22 protein-coding genes and 3 pseudogenes are annotated in these 21435 nt (G+C 34.7%); 20 read left to right on the forward strand and 5 right to left on the reverse strand.

The window, feature by feature from the left end:
• The first annotated feature begins 26 nt into the window (after positions 1-26).
• From J1C77_RS01890 to J1C77_RS01910, 5 genes are read left to right on the forward strand one after another with little or no spacing between them, the layout of a single operon-like run.
• The gene (locus J1C77_RS01890; protein WP_002922337.1) at positions 27-488 is read left to right on the forward strand and encodes a helix-turn-helix domain-containing protein; all 462 of its coding nucleotides are present in this window, start codon (positions 27-29) and stop codon (positions 486-488) included.
• Positions 488-1708, forward strand: a complete 1221-nt coding sequence (locus J1C77_RS01895) for an MvaI/BcnI family restriction endonuclease (protein ID WP_002922334.1) — start codon at positions 488-490, stop codon at positions 1706-1708. Before J1C77_RS01890 ends, J1C77_RS01895 begins: the two co-directional genes overlap by 1 nt.
• A 14-nt stretch (positions 1709-1722) precedes the next feature.
• Positions 1723-2901 (forward strand): SIR2 family protein, encoded by a 1179-nt coding sequence (locus J1C77_RS01900; protein WP_042763215.1) that lies wholly within the window; start codon positions 1723-1725, stop codon positions 2899-2901.
• Positions 2898-4805, forward strand: a complete 1908-nt coding sequence (locus J1C77_RS01905) for an ATP-binding protein (protein ID WP_002922332.1) — start codon at positions 2898-2900, stop codon at positions 4803-4805. The genes J1C77_RS01900 and J1C77_RS01905 overlap by 4 nt, the downstream gene beginning before the upstream one ends.
• Before the next feature lie 19 nt (positions 4806-4824).
• Positions 4825-6423, forward strand: a complete 1599-nt coding sequence (locus tag J1C77_RS01910; RefSeq protein ID WP_002922331.1) for an Abi family protein — start codon at positions 4825-4827, stop codon at positions 6421-6423.
• A 356-nt stretch (positions 6424-6779) separates the two neighbouring features.
• On the opposite strand, the gene J1C77_RS01915 is transcribed toward J1C77_RS01910, so the two are convergent.
• The 3 genes from J1C77_RS01915 to J1C77_RS01925 all read right to left on the reverse strand — a co-directional run bounded on the left by J1C77_RS01915 (position 6780) and on the right by J1C77_RS01925 (position 8211).
• Positions 6780-7001, reverse strand: coding sequence for a tyrosine-type recombinase/integrase (locus J1C77_RS01915; protein ID WP_002893762.1), 222 nt, complete (start codon positions 6999-7001; stop codon positions 6780-6782).
• A 244-nt stretch (positions 7002-7245) separates the two neighbouring features.
• Positions 7246-7854, reverse strand: a complete 609-nt coding sequence (locus J1C77_RS01920; RefSeq protein ID WP_002893760.1) for a DUF1269 domain-containing protein — start codon at positions 7852-7854, stop codon at positions 7246-7248.
• A gap of 66 nt (positions 7855-7920) precedes the next feature.
• Positions 7921-8211 (reverse strand): hypothetical protein, encoded by a 291-nt coding sequence (locus J1C77_RS01925; protein ID WP_037614148.1) that lies wholly within the window; start codon positions 8209-8211, stop codon positions 7921-7923.
• Here J1C77_RS01925 and J1C77_RS01930 point away from each other — a divergent pair.
• The 9 genes and pseudogenes from J1C77_RS01930 to J1C77_RS01970 all read left to right on the forward strand — a co-directional run.
• A pseudogene (locus J1C77_RS01930) lies at positions 8205-8348 on the forward strand (IS982 family transposase); the annotation flags it as partial. The gene J1C77_RS01925 and the pseudogene J1C77_RS01930 overlap by 7 nt on opposite strands.
• Before the next feature lie 3 nt (positions 8349-8351).
• Positions 8352-8685, forward strand: a pseudogene (locus J1C77_RS01935) (diacylglycerol/lipid kinase family protein); the annotation flags it as partial.
• Positions 8686-8833: 148 nt separating this feature from the next.
• Positions 8834-9424: pseudogene (locus J1C77_RS01940) on the forward strand (IS256 family transposase); the annotation flags it as partial.
• 180 nt (positions 9425-9604) lie between these two features.
• The gene (locus tag J1C77_RS01945) at positions 9605-9883 is read left to right on the forward strand and encodes a DUF6110 family protein (RefSeq protein ID WP_002893755.1); all 279 of its coding nucleotides are present in this window, start codon (positions 9605-9607) and stop codon (positions 9881-9883) included.
• A gap of 1 nt (position 9884) precedes the next feature.
• Positions 9885-11948, forward strand: a complete 2064-nt coding sequence (locus J1C77_RS01950) for a heavy metal translocating P-type ATPase (RefSeq protein ID WP_002893754.1) — start codon at positions 9885-9887, stop codon at positions 11946-11948.
• Between the two features lie 299 nt (positions 11949-12247).
• Positions 12248-12862 carry a CadD family cadmium resistance transporter gene (locus J1C77_RS01955; protein ID WP_002908712.1) on the forward strand — a complete coding sequence of 205 codons (615 nt, stop codon included), beginning with the start codon at positions 12248-12250 and terminating at the stop codon, positions 12860-12862.
• 11 nt (positions 12863-12873) lie between these two features.
• The gene (cadX, locus tag J1C77_RS01960; RefSeq protein WP_002908713.1) at positions 12874-13212 is read left to right on the forward strand and encodes a Cd(II)/Zn(II)-sensing metalloregulatory transcriptional regulator CadX; all 339 of its coding nucleotides are present in this window, start codon (positions 12874-12876) and stop codon (positions 13210-13212) included.
• Positions 13213-13255: 43 nt separating this feature from the next.
• Positions 13256-13390, forward strand: a complete 135-nt coding sequence (locus J1C77_RS01965) for a hypothetical protein (protein WP_263281412.1) — start codon at positions 13256-13258, stop codon at positions 13388-13390.
• A 69-nt stretch (positions 13391-13459) separates the two neighbouring features.
• Complete coding sequence (locus J1C77_RS01970; RefSeq protein WP_014334291.1) at positions 13460-13744, forward strand: hypothetical protein; 285 nt, start codon at positions 13460-13462, stop codon at positions 13742-13744.
• Between the two features lie 422 nt (positions 13745-14166).
• On the opposite strand, the gene J1C77_RS01975 is transcribed toward J1C77_RS01970, so the two are convergent.
• Complete coding sequence (locus tag J1C77_RS01975) at positions 14167-15045, reverse strand: LysR family transcriptional regulator (protein ID WP_002922329.1); 879 nt, start codon at positions 15043-15045, stop codon at positions 14167-14169.
• Positions 15046-15172: 127 nt separating this feature from the next.
• Entirely contained in the window at positions 15173-15523 is a 351-nt protein-coding gene (locus J1C77_RS01980; RefSeq protein WP_002922328.1) for a helix-turn-helix domain-containing protein, read from the reverse strand.
• A 370-nt stretch (positions 15524-15893) separates the two neighbouring features.
• Between J1C77_RS01980 and J1C77_RS01985 the strand changes: the two genes are divergently transcribed.
• The 6 genes from J1C77_RS01985 (at position 15894) to J1C77_RS02010 (ending at position 21051) form a co-directional block, all read left to right on the forward strand.
• Positions 15894-17519 carry a malolactic enzyme gene (locus tag J1C77_RS01985; RefSeq protein ID WP_002922326.1) on the forward strand — a complete coding sequence of 542 codons (1626 nt, stop codon included), beginning with the start codon at positions 15894-15896 and terminating at the stop codon, positions 17517-17519.
• Positions 17520-17595: 76 nt separating this feature from the next.
• Positions 17596-18543 (forward strand): AEC family transporter, encoded by a 948-nt coding sequence (locus J1C77_RS01990; RefSeq protein ID WP_002922320.1) that lies wholly within the window; start codon positions 17596-17598, stop codon positions 18541-18543.
• A 555-nt stretch (positions 18544-19098) separates the two neighbouring features.
• Entirely contained in the window at positions 19099-19401 is a 303-nt protein-coding gene (locus tag J1C77_RS01995) for a TMEM175 family protein (protein WP_006151097.1), read from the forward strand.
• Positions 19326-19685 carry a hypothetical protein gene (locus tag J1C77_RS02000; RefSeq protein WP_000397555.1) on the forward strand — a complete coding sequence of 120 codons (360 nt, stop codon included), beginning with the start codon at positions 19326-19328 and terminating at the stop codon, positions 19683-19685. The genes J1C77_RS01995 and J1C77_RS02000 overlap by 76 nt, the downstream gene beginning before the upstream one ends.
• A complete protein-coding gene (locus J1C77_RS02005) occupies positions 19682-20005 on the forward strand; it encodes a potassium channel family protein (protein WP_000825751.1) in 324 nt (107 codons plus the stop codon). The genes J1C77_RS02000 and J1C77_RS02005 overlap by 4 nt, the downstream gene beginning before the upstream one ends.
• Positions 20002-21051 carry a DUF389 domain-containing protein gene (locus J1C77_RS02010; protein ID WP_000126416.1) on the forward strand — a complete coding sequence of 350 codons (1050 nt, stop codon included), beginning with the start codon at positions 20002-20004 and terminating at the stop codon, positions 21049-21051. The genes J1C77_RS02005 and J1C77_RS02010 overlap by 4 nt, the downstream gene beginning before the upstream one ends.
• Positions 21052-21435: the final 384 nt, after the last annotated feature.

Genomic DNA, 21435 nt, shown 5'->3' on the forward strand with positions numbered 1-21435 from the left:
AAAAACAATAGTTGGAGAAAATAGATATGGAACGCTATGTTAAAGAAAATATTGAAAGGTTACTTTACACAAGCGGATTAACACAAAATGAGTTAGCTGATAAGGCGAATCTTAGCAGGCAAACTGTCAATAAACTATTATCTTCTAATGAAAAGTATAGTCCTAAACTTTCAACTTTAATAGCTATTTCTAATGTTTTATCAATAAACTTTCCAGAACTCCTTATTAGAACCAATAAAATAAGTGCTTCTATAAACTTTACTCTAAATTCTGTAGAAGAATATCAAAATACACTTATACAGAATGTGAAATTATATTTGAGAGGTTGGAAACAATTTTCACTAAGTAATTCCAGTGGAGTAAGAGAATCTACGATAAGTAATCTTGTAAATGGTAAATACTCAGACGTATATTTTTCAACAATAGAAAGCCTTGCTAAAGAAATGGAAGTTCCGCTTGCTGATTTATTTAAGAGGGGAGAAAGCTAATGCAATTTATTCCATATGATGATGAGTTAGAGGTTATCAATAATCTACATAAGTACAATTCTAATGATTATACTGTTATCAGATTGACACAAACCATGCTAAATAAAAGTATTATTGATGCAAATGGATTTCTAAGAACCTTGCTATTAGATAATGACTTGTTAGATTTTAGGAATTTGACTGATAAAGTTTATTTGACAGCTAATCTTGTACTGGGCAACCAAAAGCATGAAGTGAAAATAAGTTTCTATAAGGCTAACAAAAGAGGAGATGAAAGATTTTGGATATATGGATTAGGGAAGTTCATTAAGTCATCTCAAATCAATGTAAACGACTTGATTTATATAACCGTAGATAATCAAAAAGAACTTACATTATTTAATGTTACACATAGCATTCCTCAAAATAGCACTATTATAGAACTATTTGGACAAGATAAAGTTGAAGATTCACTAAATAGGTTAATTCCACAGATTAGAGCCATAGCAAGACAAGGCTTTCATAGTAATTCTAAGGGAGCAGGTAAGATTGCACCAAAAGACGCTGGAGATACCCTAGAATCACTTTTGGGAATTAAAACCAATAATAGCCAAGAAGCCGATTTTGAAGGAATCATTGAGCTAAAATCAAAATCTTCTAAAACGTTAGATACCCTGTTTACTTTACGTCCAAATTTCGAAGGAACGCCTGTAGCAGAATTTGAATCTAATGATAGGAGTAGGGTATCGGCGTTTGCTCGTCTGTATGGCTATAACTCAGATAAGCATTCGGGATATAAGAGCTTATACATTACAATAGGTTCAGAAGAAAATCCTCAAAACAATCAAGGGTTCTATCTGGAAGTTAATGATAGAGACAATCTTGTTGAATTAAGAAAACAAGAAAATAACAAAAGTATTTTAACTGCATTTTGGACATTTAAAGCACTAGAGGAAGAATTACAAAAAAAACACCCAGCTACCTTATGGGTAAAAGTGGAATCCGAGATGGACGGTGAAACAGCACAATTCAAATATGTTGAAGCTGAGTTAACTCGCTCACCACAATTTATGACTTTTCTTTCTCTGATAAAATCAGGAGCGATTACTTATGATTGGCGAGGATATACTACACCATCAGGAAAATACGCAGGTAAGAATCATGGTAACGCTTGGCGTATAAAAAACAAACAAAGAAATTTGTTATTTGGTAGTACAGAAAAAATTAAACTTGAAGATTGAAAGTGAGCAATAAGATGAATTCTGACCAATTTCTAAAAGATATTCAGGGCAAAAATGTTAACTTTTTAATAGGTTCAGGAGCTTCTTTTGGAGTAGTTCCAACATTGTGGGTGAAATCAATAGAAAAATCTTTTGAAGAATTATTGACTTCAAAAAATTATGACGAAAATCAAAGAAAAGTTCTTTATTTTATTTGGTTTGAGCTTTGGATACGTAAAACAAAGATACTTGATTTTGATAAAAACAATGAGGTTCATGTTCAATATAAACGTTTTGTTCAAAATTTAATTGATTTTCTTAACAATGAAGGCTTCGATAAACCAAAAAGAGTTAATGTTTTCACATCAAACTATGATACGCTATTTGAAATGACTTTTGATGAACTTAGCAAGAAGAATAGATTGACTTACTTTAATGATGGAAGTAGAGGTTTTTTCAAAAAGTATATCTCGACAGAAAACTATCACTTAAAAATATCTCATTCTGGAATGAGTGATTCTTTTCAAAGGGAAATACCGACAATCAATCTGCTAAAAATTCATGGTTCAATAACCTGGACCAACAGTAACAATGAAGTCGAAGTGAGCCTAGAAAATCCTATATTTAATGAATTATGTAATTTAAGTGATGACATTGTAAATTCCATAAATGAATTTAATGATTTAAATTTTTTTAGTGAAGAAGACAACTTATTACTTCCTGAAAAATACGAAGAAACTATTCTCTTTGGAAGTTTAACCGAGGAGATGCTTAGTCAGGAATTAATCAGAATCTATGAGAAATTCTCTGATAAAGTAGAGTTATTTTATAAATTATATAAAACCTTTCCGGTAGTAAACCCTACAAAAGAAAAATTTTCTGATACTGTTTTTCAGCAACATTACTATCAATTGTTGAGAATGTTAAGTTTTGAGTTGGAAAAAGCAGATAGTGTTTTAATAGTTTTTGGTTTTTCATTTGCTGATGAACATATCTTAGAGATTGTACGTCGTTCAATAGTTAATCCTAAGCTCAAGATTTATGTTATTGCTTTCAATGAAGGTGCGAAGAAGCAAATAAAGGAAAAATTAGGAAATTTAGGAGGAAATATTATAGAGTATTTTCCGTCCAGCTTATCTCCAGATGGTAATGAAGTTCAAGGAAATTTTTCATATCTCAACTCATTATTTGATGGAAAGGGAAGCGATAAATGACAAATGAAAGTTATGTAGTAGGGACTGTAAGAGAAATTAGGGGAACAAATGTGGTTATTCGATTATTTGATAACTCATCACAAATGACCTATTTCTTTAATGGGAAACGTTACTCGGGTATTATGATTGGTTCATATATTGGAATCAAACGTGGCCATTATACTATTGTGGTAAAAATTGAAAAAGAGTATGCACAGGATGTTCTACGGGATACAACAGTTCAGGAGTTTTCTAAAGATAGATTTTTTAGAGAATTAGAAGCAAAAGTAATCGGAAGCTTTGTTCGTGGAAAATATACATCAGGAATGGAAGCTTTCCCACAAATATTTAATGATGTTATTCTATTACCAAGTGAGCAAATTACTGCTATAATAAGCGGTGAAAGTTCGGGAGATAACAGGTCGCCTTCGAATCCAAATTCATATTTTACTATAGGAGAAATATGGCCAGAAGGTATCCCCTATAAAGTTAATTGGACAACAATTTTTAATACTCATATTGCAATTTTTGGTAATACTGGGAGTGGCAAATCCAATACCTTGACTAGACTTTATAAAAATTTATTTGACTTAAATAAAGAGCGGGTTCTAACATTTGGAAAATCTAAATTTGTAGTAATTGACTTCAACGGAGAGTATGTGGGTGAAAGAGTATTAGCTGATGATAAGAAAGTTTATAATCTAAATACTCGAAAGTCGGAGGGGGATAAAATTGCAATACCTGCTAATAAATTTTGGGATAAAGAAATGTTATCCATTTTATTTGGAGCGACTGCACAAACTCAACAACCGTTTTTAAATAGATTATTAAAGTATTATTTTTTAAAAAATAATTTTGAAGAAAATGTACTAGAATATCTTTGCAGAGCTTTTAGAACGGTTTATAGTGCCCCGTCAAAAGAATCTCTGGATTTACTTAAATATGCGCTTGATGTTTTAGGGATAAATCATGATAGTTTTTCTTCTTGGGTTGATTTAAGTGTTTTTAATCCCAATAATTCAAATGCATATTATAGTGTTCAACTCCTAGAAGGTTGGAACAGTAGTGGTAGTAGGTGGTACTTTAATGCTGATGAACTCATCGAAATATTAGAGCACGAAATAGCAAATATTAAACAACGGACTTCAATATTTATGACATCGGAGTCAAATGAAAAAATCCAAAATCCGATTATTCAACTGAGATTAGCAGCTTATTTTCAGATGATTTTTGATTTATCTCGCCATACTATACAGTACGACCATATTTCACCTCTTATTCATAGGATAGAGGCGCGTTCCAGTGACTTTGATAAAGTTCTTCAGATTGACAATTTACAAGAGGATAACTTTCAAGAAATGTTTACTGAAAAAAATATAAGTGTTATTTCGTTAAAAAATGTCAATAAAGATATAAAGATGTTGTTGCCAATGTTAATAGCTAAAATTAGCTATGATATACATAGAACTAGATTTAAGCAGGATAGTATATTTAATCTTATTATTGACGAAGCACATAATATTCTTTCGGAAAATTCAACTATTGAATCTGAAAAATGGAAAGATTACAGGTTGGATGTTTTCGAAGAGATTGTAAAAGAAGGACGTAAATTTGGATATTACCTTACAATAGCTAGTCAAAGGCCCTCTGATATTTCGCCTACAATTGTTTCGCAGATTCATAACTATTTCATCCATCGATTGGTAAATGATAATGATTTAAAGCTACTAGATAGAACGATGACATCTTTAGATTATATTTCAAAGTCAAGTATTCCAAATCTATCTGCGGGTCAAGCAATCATTACAGGTGTTTCATTTGATTTACCTGTAATAGTTAAAATTGCTCAGCTTCCAAAAGAAGAAGCACCAAACAGTTCCAACAGTGAACTTTTAAAAATATGGCAGGTCAGTAAGGATAAATAAAATAAGGTGGTATAGTTGAATGGGGAAAAATAAAAACAAGAAGAAAAGGGGAATTGGAAAAATAATTTCAATTCATCGTAATTATGGCTTTATATCAACAGATAGTTTCGGTCAAAAAGGAGAGGAAATTCCTTTCGAAATAAGCCTTGATATGATAAAGATTGTTAATGGAAAAGAACAGATTGAATATAGCGAAGAAGTGAGTTTTGATTTAAGAAAAGGCGTACTTCTGCGAGATAAAAATATCAGAGAAGCTTACAATCTGAAATTTAATGAAAAAAATTTGATTCTCAAAGAAAGAATAACTTCTAAACCATATCTTCAACAAATTAGAGAAAAATTCACTTTATTCAATATTGATATACCAGATTCGGAACTTGCAAAAAAGGAGCTGACAGATTCAACAGCTATCATTCAAGAATTAAAAGAGCAGGGAACTTCTGAGGAGGAATTGCAGGATATTGTAGAATCACTTAATAGAAGCAACGAAGCAATATTTAAAACTGATGATGATGTTTTATATGAGTATTTAAAATTTAAAGGTTTCCAGCCCAATATGTTAGAATATCTTATTAATGGACTTTTTCTTGATAAGAATATATTGTTCAAAGTTCATCGTGTTTCAGATGACAAACAGAAGCATTACGAAATTTCAGACTTAATAAAGCTTGATGAAGTGGATATTGTTTTTAGAGAAAAAATACTTAAGTGGATTTTAGGGATAGAAAATGCTTATAAATCTCTTATGAGCAGAATTTCTACGCAAGAATTGGGAGGAGAACAAATATCTGAAAAAGTAGTATTATATTGGAAAAACTCAACGGATAGAACCAAACAAGAACAGTATAAGCGAGCAAAGAATCGATATAAATATCTTCCATATTCTGACCAATATGACTATATCACTAATCCCGATATTTTTCCTCTAGATGATTTAATGTCTCAGATGGATTTAACCAGTTTAGAAGGATTATTAACTATTTTTGACAGATTTTCTAAAGAAGAACAAAATATTTCTGGAAATAGTATAAAATCAATTTTTCCTTGGATTAGAGATATTGTTATTCATAAACAAATTTTACGAGACCTTAGAGTGTTAAGAAACGCAGCGGCCCATGGAAGGCCTATACTCCCTATACTCATGAATCCAGATTATAATCCAAATTGGGATTTAGAATTTGATAACCCAGAAGGGCGGACAAACATTAAAAAATGGGACTTATTTGAGCCCCTTAAGCGAATGAATCAAATAATTTTTTCAGTTGATGAACAAACCTCAATACAGATAATGCAACCTATCTTTGGAAATCCTTATAGAAAAGCATGGATTGAATTAAACTTTATATATCATCGATTTATTAGTCTTTTTGATAACAAACGGTATAGTGACTTCCTTTTAGAATCTAAAGAATTTTTAGATTATGAAAGTATTGATAGTAGAACCGACTTGGAAAAGGAGCTCTATCCAAAACTATTTGATATTGGAGATACCACGGCTTTTTTACAAACAGGTACACCACCAGCATATTGTGTGTTATCAAATGAGGCTACGATGGCTTCTATGGCAGCTGATATTCACAGAGAAAATATGAATTCAAATATAGAGAAATATCTTTAAAAACAACGAGGAAAATAAAAAGTCATCTTCCACAATAAGATAACCTCTAGCTCAGTATTCTATTTTTTTGAAGTGTTGAGAAATTTACCTTATTTAAATGAAATTATTTGAAATTATATAACATAAAGTGAAAAGTACATAGTGACAAAAGTGCAGAAATAAAGGCTTTTAGTATTTAAAGAGATGTAGGTGCCACCAACCAGGTCTTAAGAAAGCTCGTAAAGCATCACAATTCTCAAAACGTTAATCAATACGATTATATCAACGTTTACAGACATTCAAGAATTATTTCTTGGATGTCTTTTTTGTTTCAAAAAATCAAAGTTCACCCCAAAATTCACCCCATATTCACCCCATCAATTTTTTAAACTACGAAAAGCAATATCACCTACAGTCTGATTGACTTTATCTTTGATATTAACGTAAGTTTTTGTAATCTCTTTATCACTATGAGTAAGAGCTTCTGAGAAGGCTTCAAGAGAAACACCTGCTTGTTTAGCAAGAGTAGCACCAGTATGTCTTAGTTTGTGTGGTGATGCTGGTGCTAATTCGGGATGTCTTCGTCTGACTGATTTCATCTTGATAAAACTTAAAATTTTTCTAATTATAACGAAGCATAGTCAAAAAGCTATGACCTCTATATTCACAAAAAAATCCAGACCAATACTAGTCCAGATTTCTTGTCTATTAAACATTCTTTTCAAAGAATGGAAGAACGGCTGTAACGGCTTTGTCAACGCAATTATTTAACTGTGAGAATCCGACGCACATAAATTTTAAATGGCGTCTCAGTCACATTTAAATTTATGAGACGCTTAGACGTTAGGCTTTCAATTTGTCAAATTTTGCTTTGACATTTGCCTTGAATTCTTCAAGTTTAGCCTTGCGTTCGGCTTTACGTTCAGCCTTCATTTGTGCACGTGCCTGGTTGTAGAGGTCTTCTTGGACTTGCAGAGCTGCTTCGATTTCGGCTACGACGGTTGCTACATCCCAACGCACGATTTGGGTGTCGTACTTGGTGAAGTAAGCATCGATGACTGCTTCGTTGTTTTCTTGCACCAAGGCGACAACGGCTGTTTCGCCGTCGATCAATTTTTGAGACACAACGTCAATCAAGCCAGCTTCTGCCGTATCAACGGTATCACCAGCAGCCAAACCATAGAGGCTGCCAATACCATAACCAAACAAGACGCCGATAGGACCACCCAAAAGCCCGATAACTGCACCGAGCAAGCCACCTTCTAGGGTTGCATCCGTCGTTGAATCTTCAAAGTCATAGCGTTCTTTTTCAACGATGTGACCGTTTTCATTTTTGACCAAGGCGATTTGAGCAACCTTGGTCGTCTGAGTTTGGCGGAAAGCCTTCAAATCCGCAAAGGACTGATAAGCTTCGCTTTCAGTGTTAAAGACTGAAACTACTAGGTTTTCCATAGTTAGTACCTCTTTTCTAAATATATACGTTCATTATAATACAATTTCAATCACTTTTCAATCATTTTAGTGCGACATTTTAATTGATATGTCGCGTTTATCAGCGTCAAAGAACAGTTTCAGGCAGCGGTATATCTTTGCCATATCCCAGCCCAGACACTCTGGCGACTCTGAGTGATTATCAAGAAAGGCGTCCAGCAACATCTTAAAGCCTCCCGTGCAAAAAGTAAATAAATAGTGTTTTTCCTGTATGCCTGTCACACGGCTAAAAGACCGCTTGACCAAATCTTCCAGAAAATTATAGCAGATATTATGTACCAGCTCTGTGTAGCGAGTCTGATGAGCGTGCCGAATCACATCGACACTTTTATAGAATCTGCCAACTGTTTCCTTATGGTCGAATCCTTGAAAGAAGTCGCTTTATTCGTCGGTCAAGACAATTAATTTGGCTGGTGCAACTGATTCGCCAAGCTATGAACAAGCAATTATTACCTTTTGAAAGCAAAAATGGCAATTATGAAGGTGAAGCTACTCAGGTCTTAGTTCTTCTATCCAATTACTATGCAGACAAAAAACTATTTGATGAAAATACAGATGAATATGGAAATATCTTGATTTTAAAGGATTCATCCATCATTTCTAAATTATCGGCTATCCCAGATTTATTAAAAAGGGGATCTAGTAGGTAACAATAATATCGAATATATCAAAGTACGCAATATTAGGATTTCTTCAGAGGTTGAGTTAGAGTCAGATGTTGATGGGGATAAGTCGGATAATCTGCCAATAGATATAAAAATACTAGAAAACAGGCTTGAAAAAGGCTCGTAAAGCTAGCCAGTTCTCTAAACGTTAATTCGTTGCTGGACAGCAGAATACAAACGAAAACACTTTGCATCTTGCAAGGTGTTTTTTTCTATGAGAACTGGCGGTGCGCAATTAGGATAGCTCTAGCGACTTTAGTCGCATAGAGATATGCTATGCACAGTTGCCTCAAGAAAACAATGCTTCTTGGTCCACCCTGTTAGACAAGCTTCAAAACCAAGGAATCCAACAGATTTCTCTTGTAGTTACAGATGGCTTTAAGGGGCTTGAGCAGATTATCAGTCAGGCTCACCCATTAGCTAAACAACAATGTTGCTTAATTCATATTAGTCGAAATCTAGCTAGTAAAGTGAAACGAGCAGATAGAGCGGTTATTCTGGGGCAATTTATAATGATTTATCGTGCTGAAAATTTAGAAATGGCAGGACAAGCTTTAGAGGACTTTCTCGCCGAATGGAAACCAAAGTATAGGAAAGTCATGGAAAGTCTGGAGAAGACGGATAATCTTTTAACTTTTTATCAGTTTCCCTACCAGATTTGGCACAGCATGTATTCGACAAACCTCATTGAGTCTCTTAACAAAGAAATCAAACATCAAACGAAAAAGAAGGTTCTTTTTCCTAATGAGGAGGCTCTGGAACGTTACTTAGTTACGTTGTTTGAAGATTATAATTTCAAGCAAAGTCAACGAATCCATAAAGGGTTTGGTCAATGTTCTGATACACTTGAAAGCTTATTTAATTAACACTCCGTAACTCTACTTAAGTGTTTACACATAATTATTTACAGTATCAAAAAATAAAGTATATTGTTTTCATCATAATATAATTAAATATCAGTATAGAGAATTTTATCTATATATCAGATATCAGCAATTGCTTTTGCTGTCATTTTTCGCTACAATAGTTACAAGGAGGAAATAAACATGTTAAAAGAAGTATTAAACGTCGCAAAAGTTGCGAAAAAATCATCTCTCTTCTTAGGAGGGGTAGCATTTGGGACGCTTGGCTTGAAAGTCTTAGCAAGTAAAGAAGCTAAGAAAGGCTATTCTAAGGCCTTGGCTAAAGCTTACAAATTGAAAGATGGACTGGATGCATCTGTTTCTGTTGTAAAACAACACGGTGATGATGTTTTACAAGACGCTAAATATTTATACGAACAGGAAAAGAAAGAAGAACAATTAGATAGCCTGACAGGTGAATAATATGTCTTTTAAAGTGCTACACAGAGGATATCAACATATCCGATTATCGTCCTCGTTTTCACTGACCTTGGATATTCAAGATTATCTTCGTTCCTTGGCTAAAGATGAAAAAGGGATCGACTCTATTCAGTTTTATATGGATCAGCAGCACTTTACTCTACGTATGAAAGAAGGCTTCTCTGTATTAGAAAATGCAGAGGCCTTTTTAAAAAAAATTGACAAGGGGAAAGTTTCGGACTTGATGACTCTTCCCATTCGTAGAGAAGAGAGTGCTTATTCAATTGTATCGGGTGCAGCGATTAAGCGTTTGCTGTTTCGAAGTTTTGTACCCTACCCTATTCGTTATATTTGGACTTGTTATCAGGCTTTGGGTTATGTCAAAGAAGCCTATCAAACTTTAGCGCGCAAGGAACTAACCATGGAGGTCTTGGACTGTTCGGCCATTTTGTTGTCCTTGTTTATGAACCAATCCAAGACAGCTAGCAACATCATGTTTATGCTTGATTTGGGTAATCATCTGGATCAGTGGTCTTTAAAAAAAACAGCAACAGATTTGGAACAAAGCCTTCTTGCTAAAGAAAGTGATGTTTTCTTAGTGCGGGGAGACATGGTCATCAGCATCAAGAGTTCTGATGTTCAAGTAGGTGATGTATTAGTTGTCTCCCAAGGTAATGAAATCTTGTTTGACGGCCAAGTGGTTTCAGGATTAGGCATGGTCAATGAGAGTTCCTTGACTGGAGAGAGCTTCCCTGTTGAAAAGAAAGAGGGAGATTCTGTATGTGCGAATACTGTTTTGGAAACAGGAGAGTTAAGAATTCGTGTGACTGATAATCAGATAAACAGTCGTATTTTGCAACTCATCAATCTGATGAAAAAATCTGAAGAGAGTAAGAAGACAAAACAACGTCATTTTATTAGGATGGCAGACAAGGTTGTAAAATATAACTTCTTAGGTGCTGGTTTGACTTATCTGTTAACAGGTTCGTTTTCAAAAGCCATTTCCTTTTTATTGGTGGATTTTTCATGTGCTCTAAAAATATCCACACCTGTAGCCTACCTTACGGCCATAAAGGAAGGTCTAAATCGAGAAATGGTTATTAAAGATGGTGATGTATTAGAAAAATATCTGGAAGTGGATACTTTCTTGTTTGATAAAACGGGTACCATCACGACGAGTTATCCTTTGGTTGAAAAGGTTCTTCCTTTCGGAGATTATACTGAGAAAGATATTTTAAGAATAAGTGCATGTTTGGAGGAACATATCTATCATCCTATTGCCAATGCAATTGTTAAACAAGCTGAAATTGAAGGCATTGAACACGAAGAAATGCATGGCAAGCTTCAGTATGTTGCAAGCAAAGGGATTAAATCGCAAATTGATGGTCAATCGGTTGTCATTGGAAATTATGTACTAATGCAAGACGAACAGGTAAGAATTAGTTCTGAGCAGCTGGCCTTGATTGAGCAATATAAGACTCATTACAATTTATTGTTTTTGGCTTATAAGAAAGAATTAATTGGGATGTTTTGTATCCACACTCCCTTGAGAAGCGAGGCGAAAGTTGCATTGAAAAAGCTAAAGCGCCAAGGGAAAAAACTGATTCTGGCAACTGGTGATACGTTGGCTAGAACAGAAGAGTTGGTTAAAGATCTGCCATTTGACAACGTTTATACTGATTTAAAACCAGATGGTAAGTTTCAGTTGGTTCAGGAATTACAGAAAGCTGGCCGAACTATTTTGATGGTTGGAGACGGGTTAAACGACTCTGCTGCCTTGACGCTTGCAGATATTGGGGTTGTGATGAATGAAAGTGCTGATATTTCTAAGCAGATGAGTGATATTTTATTATTAGATAATCGTTTAGATTTCTTCGAGGAATTGAATTCTTTATCTGAATCGTTGCAGAAATTAATTCAAAGAAATATTCAAGAAACAGTTGTAATAAATGGAAGTTTAATTGGATTTGGGTTGTTAAATTGGTTAAGCCCATCTAATCTTTCGATATTGCACAATCTGACTACTTTAAGAATCGTCCTTCGTAGTCTTTCTATTAAAAGTAGGTAAGAGACCGAGAAGCTGAGGTTATAAAAACTAAAAGGAGTTGTCTCATTTGAGAATAACGGCTCTTTGTCAACTGTAGTGGGTTGGTGGAAAATTATACCCTGGAGAGGACCAAATTGGTTCTCTCCTTTTAAATATTGAAAAAACCATTGGCAGTGGACATACTTTAAGACTATATATTTCTGAAACTAGTTTCACAATACAAATATTGACATGCAATTATTAATTGGTGGATTTTAAGTTGACATCTACAAAGGTTAATGTTAAAATACATTCAAAAATATATTTGAATGAGGTGCTTTATGGTTCAAAATGTTGTTACTTCAATAATCCTGTATTCTGGGACAGCCGTAGACTTACTTATTATCCTAATGTTATTTTTTGCCAAAAGAAAAAGCAGAAAAGACATCATTAACATCTATTTAGGACAATTTCTAGGCTCTGTTAGTCTAATATTGCTAAGTTTACTTTTTGCATTTGTCTTAAATTATATTCCTAGTAAAGAGATTTTAGGTTTGCTCGGTTTGATTCCAATTTTCCTAGGACTCAAAGTTTTGCTTTTAGGAGATTCTGATGGAGAAGCTATTGCAAAAGATGGTTTGCGCAAAGATAATAAAAACCTGATTTTTCTAGTCGCTATGATTACTTTTGCAAGTTGTGGTGCTGACAATATTGGTGTTTTTGTCCCATATTTTATTACCTTAAATTTAGCGAATTTGATAGTGGCTTTACTTACCTTTCTAGTCATGATTTATCTCTTGGTTTTTTCTGCCCAAAAATTGGCACAAGTCCCTTCTGTTGGAGAAACTTTGGAAAAATATAGCAGATGGTTTATTGCCGTTGTCTATTTAGGATTGGGGATGTATATCCTGATTGAAAACAACAGCTTTGACATGCTAAGGGCTGTGTTAGGCTAGGAGAAAAAATTATGAAAAAAGATAGTATCTGTCAAGTGGATGTTATTAATCAACAAAATGTTACAACCGCAACGAACTACCTTGAAAAGGAAAAAGTCCAAAAATCACTTCGCATTTTATCAAAATTTACCGATAATAAACAGATAAATATCATCTTTTATCTCCTTGCTGTTGAAGAACTCTGTGTCTGTGATATAGCCTATTTACTAAATCTCAGTATGGCATCTGCCTCCCACCATCTTCGTAAACTAGCCAATCAAAACATCTTGGATACTAGAAGAGAGGGGAAAATTATATATTATTTTATAAAAGATGAGGAAATCAAAGACTTTTTTAATCAACTAGGATAACAACTATTTTTACTACTTTTCCATGATTATAGGGAGATTATATATGAAATTTTTTGATGAAAATTACTCACAAGAAATACCTACTCGTATTAAATGTTTAAGAAAAAAGTATAATTTAAAGCAAAGCGACCTAAGTAATGCAGGTCAAGTTAGGCAAATTGAAAAGGGAGAAATTTGAAAGAATTTGTATCTTTTATTTTTTGTTTCATTTATGCCCTATGCTACTGGAATAGTTAGTAGTCATTTCATGAATCATACGGCACAGCTCTTTTATGGACTGATCGTTATTGTTTCAACGGTAGCAAACTGGTTTTTACATAAAGTAATTGATAAACCCAATATAGATCAGAAAGAATTACTTGAAGCTACCGCACAATATAGAAAGTTATTGATACCTGACCTAATAATTAAAGGAGTGGGATTGATTCTATCCTTAATTCTCTATCCTCCGATTATGATGTATAGTGTTTTAATTGCGGCATTTTACATCATAACTTTAAAAACACTATCTGAAAAAAGAGTGAATAACTAGAAAACGGTGACCAAAGTTAGGTGTATTATTTTAATGCTTACAGACCTAAACTATTCCCCTATTTATAATCTATTGATTCATATTTTATGAAATTAATCAGTAGATATCATTCTGAAAAGCCTTGATATTACGCTGTTTTTAGTCCAACTGAAACCCATACTTTCCAACCAGGTCTTAAGAAAGCTCGTAAAGCTTCACAATTTAGTAAACGTTAATTCGAGAGAATTACAATACATACAAAGGGCACCTTTCGGGGTGTTCTTTTTTATCGACACTTTGTAGATTTATAATTGGGAATCTCGTTGAATGGTATCAGATAAATGAAAAGATTCGTTGATAATATCCTATTTCTTCGTACTTTAGTCTAATACCTATAATGTAAAAAACTCTAGCTATCAGGTAGTTGATAGTTAGAGTTTTTTCTATTCATATGATTTAATGAGATTAAATAAGGCTTCTACTTCTAATGACAGTGTAGCTGATTTGAGATAAGCGTAATAAACTGTAAATGTTATCTGGTCCTCTGGTATTAGAGGGATTTTTATTAAATCATCATCTTCATCAGAAAGTGCGATATCAGCCAGTAAACTTACGCCAATCCCTTTCTTTAAAAGTTCTTTAATAATGATAATGTCGTCACTCTTAAAGAATATTTCTGCCTTGTTTTGATACTTTTGATTAAGTAGTTCAAAAGCTTTCAGGTGAACAAAGTGTTCGTCTAAGAGTATAAAGGATTGATCTACTAATTCTTCAAAAGTGAGGGAAGGAGCAGTAGCAAGAGGATGGTTCTTAGATAAAACGACATAAAGTTCTTTATGAAAGAGTTCATGCGTCTCTATTGAAGGATGATTGAGTGGTTCAATCAATCCGAGTAAGCTCGCATCTAGTTCTCCCTTAAGGAGAAGGTTTAATAATTCTACGGATCCACCACGAATAGGACGTACCTTTTTTAAAAAATCAAATTCAGTTTCTTTATGTAAGACAGAGAAAAGATACTGAATGATAATAGGAGGGAATCCTACAGTAGAGCAATGCGCCAAAGAGCGATTAATTTCTTTGCGAGTAGAAATGACCTCAGGTAAAATCAGTTCTGTATGCTTCAGAAGGATTTGTCCTTGATTAGTTAATTTAAAGGAGCGATGTGAGGGATCATGGTGAATCAATTTGCAATTAAAGGAGTCCTCTAAGCGCTTGATGGCATAAGAAATAGATGGTTGGCTGACATTGTGTTGTTTTGCCACTTCCGTATAGGATTGAAGCTGGCAGAGGTCATAAAAATATTGCAGATCTTTTAAATTCATATGGGCTCACTTTCAATAGTTGGAGAAGGAAAATAAGTGGAAATCACCAGATAAATAAATTTTATCCGTATCCTACAATTTGACTATACGAGTATTCGCTGGTTAAAATGTAAGTGAGTCAGGGATATCAAAGATTATCTAAGATACTTTCAAAAATGACCAAGATCTTTTCTCGTTTATCAATAGGGAGCTGTTTAATCTTCATGTTGATTCTTTTGAGTGAAAGATTGTCAGTCTTATCAGAGGTTGATTCAAGGCTATCAAAATTGAAAAATTCCTCTGGGATCATTTCTAGGGCGTCAATCACTTTTTCAAGACTGTGAATGGTCAGATTCACATTTTGGTTTTCTAGTTGGTTGATATACTTAAGCCCAAGTCCCGCTTGTTCCGAAAGTTCTTCCTGGCTCATTTTGTTTTGTGTTCGAAAATATTTCACTTTTTTGGAAATATATTGTTGTAAATAGTTTTTAGTTGTCATATAAATAGAATACAAGTTTTGTATGACAAAAAAACATCTTAAAAAATACGAAGTATTGTATAAAAAACTTAAATGATATTTATCTATTGTAATTTGCCTTATAAATTTATATTTTAGTATGGCTTTATTTGTCCGATGGTAAAGAGCGATTACCGAAAATCTTATGAGTATAGAAATTTATAACATAAAGAGGTTAAAGAATCACAAAATGGTGCTTTGAGTAATAATCTACAGAATAAAGAGTTTTCAATAACGCTTTACTTCTAGACTCATTATAACATATACACTAACGATTGTATTTTTTAAATAACAAAGTTCGCCTAAAAATACATATTAAGTGGTATAATATTATCAAAAAGGAGGTTGCACTATGACTGCACATGATATTTTAAACAACCCTTTCCTTAATAAAGGGACTGCCTTTACCTTAGAGGAACGGAAGGAACTAGGTCTTATTGGTTTATTGCCACCTTATGTTCAAACCATTGAAGAACAAGCGGCACAAACTTATGAGCAAATGCAAACAAAAGCAAATGATTTGGAAAAACGTCTTTTCCTAATGGAAATTTTTAATACCAACCGTACTCTTTTCTATTATCTATTTTCTCAACATTTGGAAGAATTCAATCCAATTGTATATGACCCAACCATTGCAGATACCATTGAAGGCTACAGTGACCTCTTTGTAGATCCGCAATATGCGGGGTATCTTGATATTAATCATCCTGAAAATATTGAAGCCACTTTGAAAAATGCTGCTGGTGATCGCGAGATTCGTCTCATTGTTGTAACAGATGCAGAAGGAATTCTTGGAATCGGTGACTGGGGAACAAATGGTGTCGATATTTCTGTCGGGAAATTGATGGTCTACACGGGTGCTGCTGGAATCGATCCTTCTATGGTTCTTCCTTTAGTCATTGATGCAGGGACTAACCGTGAAGAACTTCGGAATAGTCCTAATTACTTAGGAAATCGTCACGAACGGGTCCGTGGGGATCGTTACTATGACTTCATTGACCAATTTGTTCAAACGGCAGAGCGTCTCTTTCCTAAGCTCTACCTTCACTGGGAAGACTTCGGTCGCTTGAATGCTGCCAATATTCTTGAAAAATACCGAAAACAAATTCCAACTTTTAATGATGATATTCAAGGTACAGGAATCGTTACCTTGGGTGGTATCTTTGGTTCACTGGATATTAGTGGTGAAAAATTAACAGATCAAGTTTATCTCTGCTATGGTGGTGGTACTGCGGGTGCAGGAATTGCCTCTCGTGTTCTTCGTGAAATGGTGAGTGAAGGTCTTTCTGAAGAAGAAGCTTATAAACGTTTCTTTATGGTTGATAAACAAGGTCTTCTCTTTGATGACATGGATGACCTAACTCCTGAACAAAAACCGTTTGCTAAGAAACGTGCTGACTTTAGTAATGCAGACAAGTTGACTGACCTGCTTGAAGTAGTGAAGACTGTTAAGCCAACCATTCTTGTAGGAACGTCAACTCAACCTAATACCTTCACTAAAGAAGTAGTAGAAGCTATGTGTGAAAACACAGAACGTCCAATGATCTTCCCTTTGTCAAATCCAACCAAATTGGCAGAAGCAAGTGCCAAAGATTTGATCGAATGGTCAGATGGCAAAGCGTTTGTTGCAACGGGAATTCCTGCTGATACGGTTTCTTATAAAGGTGTCGACTATGTGATTGGTCAAGCCAATAATGCCTTGATTTACCCAGGTCTTGGTCTAGGTATGCTGGCTTCTGAAGCAAGTCTTTTGACTGATGAAATGATTGGAGCAGCGGCTCATTCATTGAGTGGAATTGTGAATCCAGGACAACCAGGAGCTCCTGTTTTGCCGCCGTTCAAGTATGTAGCAGATGTTTCTATTAAAGTAGCGGAAGCAGTCGCTAAAAAAGCGCAAGAGCAAGGTCTTGCACGTGCTAAGGAAACAGATATGGCTAAAGCAGTTCGTGATTTGAAGTGGGATCCAGAGTATAAATAATTCATTTCTGCTGCTATCCTTCTATACCGACAGATTTATATAGGCTGTGGACTTAAGAAATTTAGAAAGGATACCTATGTCACTCTTTTTAACCTCGATTACGAGTATCATTCCGATTATCGCTATTATTGTTTTGGGGTATATTCTTCAGGTTAGGGGATGGTTTGGAGATAGCTTTGGTCCCAACCTGTCTCGTTTGATCATGAATGTAGCCTTGCCAGCGTCAATCTTTGTGTCGGTGATGAAATACCTAACACTAGATAAACTAATCAGTCTTTCTGGAGGCCTCCTTTATACTTTTGTGGCATTTATCTTAGGATATATCGTAGCTCATATTGCAGTTATGCTTTTCAAGATCCGTCCAGGACGACGAGGAACCATGATTAATACCTTTGTTAATGCCAATACTATTTTTATCGGTTTACCTTTAAACGTTGCTCTTTTTGGGGATCAGGCTCTTCCTTATTTCTTAATTTACTATATCACCAATACGATTTCCACATGGACATTGGGCGTGTATTTGATGACGAGCGACAGTAAATCGGGTCAAAGCAAGGAGACAACTAAATTTGACTGGAAGAAATTGCTACCAGCTCCGCTTGTAGGTTTTCTTGTCGCCCTACTATTTTTGATTCTCCGAATTCCTATTCCAGATTTCGCAACGAACACCTTAACCTATGTTGGAAATATCGTCACTCCCTTATCTCTGATTTATATTGGTATCGTTCTTGCTAAGGCAGGCTTGAATACCATTGCTTTTGATAAAGATACAATTGTCACTTTGGTTGGACGCTTTATCCTAGCTCCTCTGATCATGCTTCTTGTATTGAAGTTCTTTTCCCAAAATATGGCAACAGTAGAATTTAAGACCTTTATGATTCAGTCTGCGACACCAGCTCTAGCCGTTCTCCCAATCCTTGCTAATCAGGGAAAAGGAGATGTGGAATTCTCTACGAATGTAGTGACTCTAAGTACGGTTCTATTTATCGTTGTTATTCCAATATTACAAACTTTATTAGGATAAGAAGGAAGAGGATAGGATTGAAAGTTCTGAGTTAAGAAATTTCCCTATTTAAAAAATATTGATTCATATTTTATGAAATTTATCAGTAGATATCGTTCTGAAAAGCCTTGATAATACGCTGTTTTTAGTCCAACTGAAACCCATACTTTCCAAACCAGGCTTGAAAAAAGCTCGTAAAGCATCACAATTTAGTAAACGTTAAAACTTATTTAAACTTATTGAAAGCATTTCGTATCAAAAATACGGGATGCTTTTTCTGTTCACCCCAAATTTTTGTAACTAGGTGATACTTGAAATTAATACAAATTTGGTTGTTTTTGATAAATCTAAGCAACACTACATGATGAAGTGAAAGGGGATGAATCTTTGATAGTATTCACTTATTGTGAAATATGATATATTTATTAATTAGATGGATGAATACTTCTAGAGTTAAATATAGTATAATAGGGACATACTTTTTGGTTTATTTTTGTTTGTAGTCGGATTATGAAAGAATATCCAATATTATGCGATAAGATAGAATGTTACAAAAAAGAAAGGGGATGCAATCCGATGAAGAAAGACAGATTAATTGTATTGACAGATGCTGTTCTAGCAATTATTATGACCATCTTGGTTTTAGAGTTAGAAAAACCAACAACACCAAGTCTTGAAGCTTTTTGGGATTTACGGCAAAATTTCTTTGCTTGTTTTCTTTCCTTTTTCTGGTTGGGATCGTTATGGATGGCACTAAACACATTATGGGAAAAGGTTGAGAAAATTTCCTCAGAAATTATTTGGTGGAATTTGTTTCTACTCTTGGAGCGGCAGGAGTTCTCTTTGGAGAATTTCATGCCATCCAAGATACCAGTCTGAATGATGTGGTGGACCGGATCTATATAAATGTCAAGGATTTACCGTTTCAGTCCTTGGGAGCTTTAGCTAATATCCTGTCTGATATTAAGAAGGGACTGATTCAAGACAGTCATATCTGGTCTTTCTTCCAGTCATTTTTCAAACAATATCAGTTGATAATCAGCTTAAATCAGATCTATCAGTTTGTCTATCTTTCTCTGATGGAGATCATGTCCTATCTTCACTTTGATTATTGGAAAAAAACGGCTCGGTCAGGAGCTAGTATGAATAAGGAGAACAAATGAAACGTTTAAAAATGTTATGGCATATTATGCAGGTTACGGGTTTTACTCGGTTTGCTCTGAGTTTTGTGACCTTTGTTTTTGGGTCAGGAGGCGTGCTTTTCCTAGTTGAACCTGCTATCACAAATTACGGAGACGGTCTTTGGTATGCTTTTGTGACTTCGACGACTGTCGGCTACGGGGATCTCCTAGCTGTGACCTTGATTGGAAGGATTACCAGTGTCTTCTTGACGATTTATGGGCTCATATTTTTTGGCTGTTTATCAGCTGTTATTTTTAATTATTATACCAATTTAAATAAGGAAAGAGGAGAGGACAAATGACTGCCAATTATTCAACACGGGAATACCGTGAGAAATTATACGATGACCTTCATGTTCGATTGAGAGATACAGCGATTTTGATGTGTGCAATTTTTATTGCCTCTATCGGACTAAATATGAATTCAACAGCTGTCATTATAGGAGCCATGTTGATTTCACCTCTCATGACACCGATTGTTGGACTGGGATTCGGTTTAGCTATTTTTGATACGCGTTTAATCAAGCAATCTCTAGAGGTTTTATTGACTCAAGTGTTGGTCAGTTTGCTTGTCTCGACTCTGTATTTCTGGATTTCTCCCTTGTCTTATGCAAGTAGCGAGTTGATTGCACGAACCTCTCCAACCATTTGGGATGTCCTCATTGCTATTGCTGGTGGGATTGCTGGTGTGATCGGTTCAAGGAAAAAAGAAGCAAACAATATCGTGCCAGGAGTAGCCATTGCTACAGCTCTGATGCCGCCTATCTGTACTGCTGGCTATGGTTTAGCTAATGGGAATGTACGATTTTTATTGGGGGCTCTCTATCTTTTCTTGATCAACTGTGTCTTTATCATGCTAGCCAACATTGTTGGAACAAGAATTTTGATGAGAAAATCTCCTTTAACTTCATTTAAAGAGCTGAGCATTAAAATGAGAATTGGCTTGATATCTTTGATTGTATTGTTGATTCTTCCAGCTAGCTATTCGGCAGTTACTCTGACAATAGAACAAGCGCGCAAAGAAGGGATCAAACAGTTTGTAGGAAAAGAGTTCGCCAATTATACGGTTATTAATCAAGTCTACAAGTCAAGTAACAATGAATTGGTCTTGACGGTTGTTGGAGATCCGATTTCAGAAGAAGAATTAGAAACACTCCACCAAAAACAAGCCTCTTACGGTATTCAATCTGTTCAATTGAAAGTGAATCAAGTTCAGAACTCGCCAACATTAGATAGTGAAGCGACCAAGGAATTTTATGAAAACATTGACAAGTATATTGATCAAAAACTCTCTGAAAAAGATTCACAAAACGATCTCGTAAAAGAAAATGAAGCAGACAAGGATTGAGGACAATGAACTGAATCGGTTTTTACGCCGTGTTTTTCTTGTATCTTCCTCTTTCTTACTTATAGCAGGTTGTTTTTGCTTGAATAAGAAATAAATTAGAAGTTCTATCATCTAAGAAAAATGATGAACAAAAAATCATTTAACTAATGGTGTGAACGTTTAGTGTTTATCAGCTCCATTCTCTGTAATTTTGGGGGTAAAATCCACACCATTCGGATAAAATTAGTTGAATTTGATTGGAAAAAAGCTTTTATAAAAGCGGAGAAAAGTCTTGATATTACGCTGTTTTTAGTCCAACTGAAATTCATACTTTCCAAACCAGGTCTTAAGAAAGCTCGTAAAGCTAGCCAGTTCTCAAAACGTTAATCAAAGCTTTTATATCAA

This window comes from Streptococcus sanguinis (genome assembly GCF_050223295.1).
Taxonomy (GTDB): Bacteria; Bacillota; Bacilli; order Lactobacillales; family Streptococcaceae; genus Streptococcus; species Streptococcus sanguinis_X.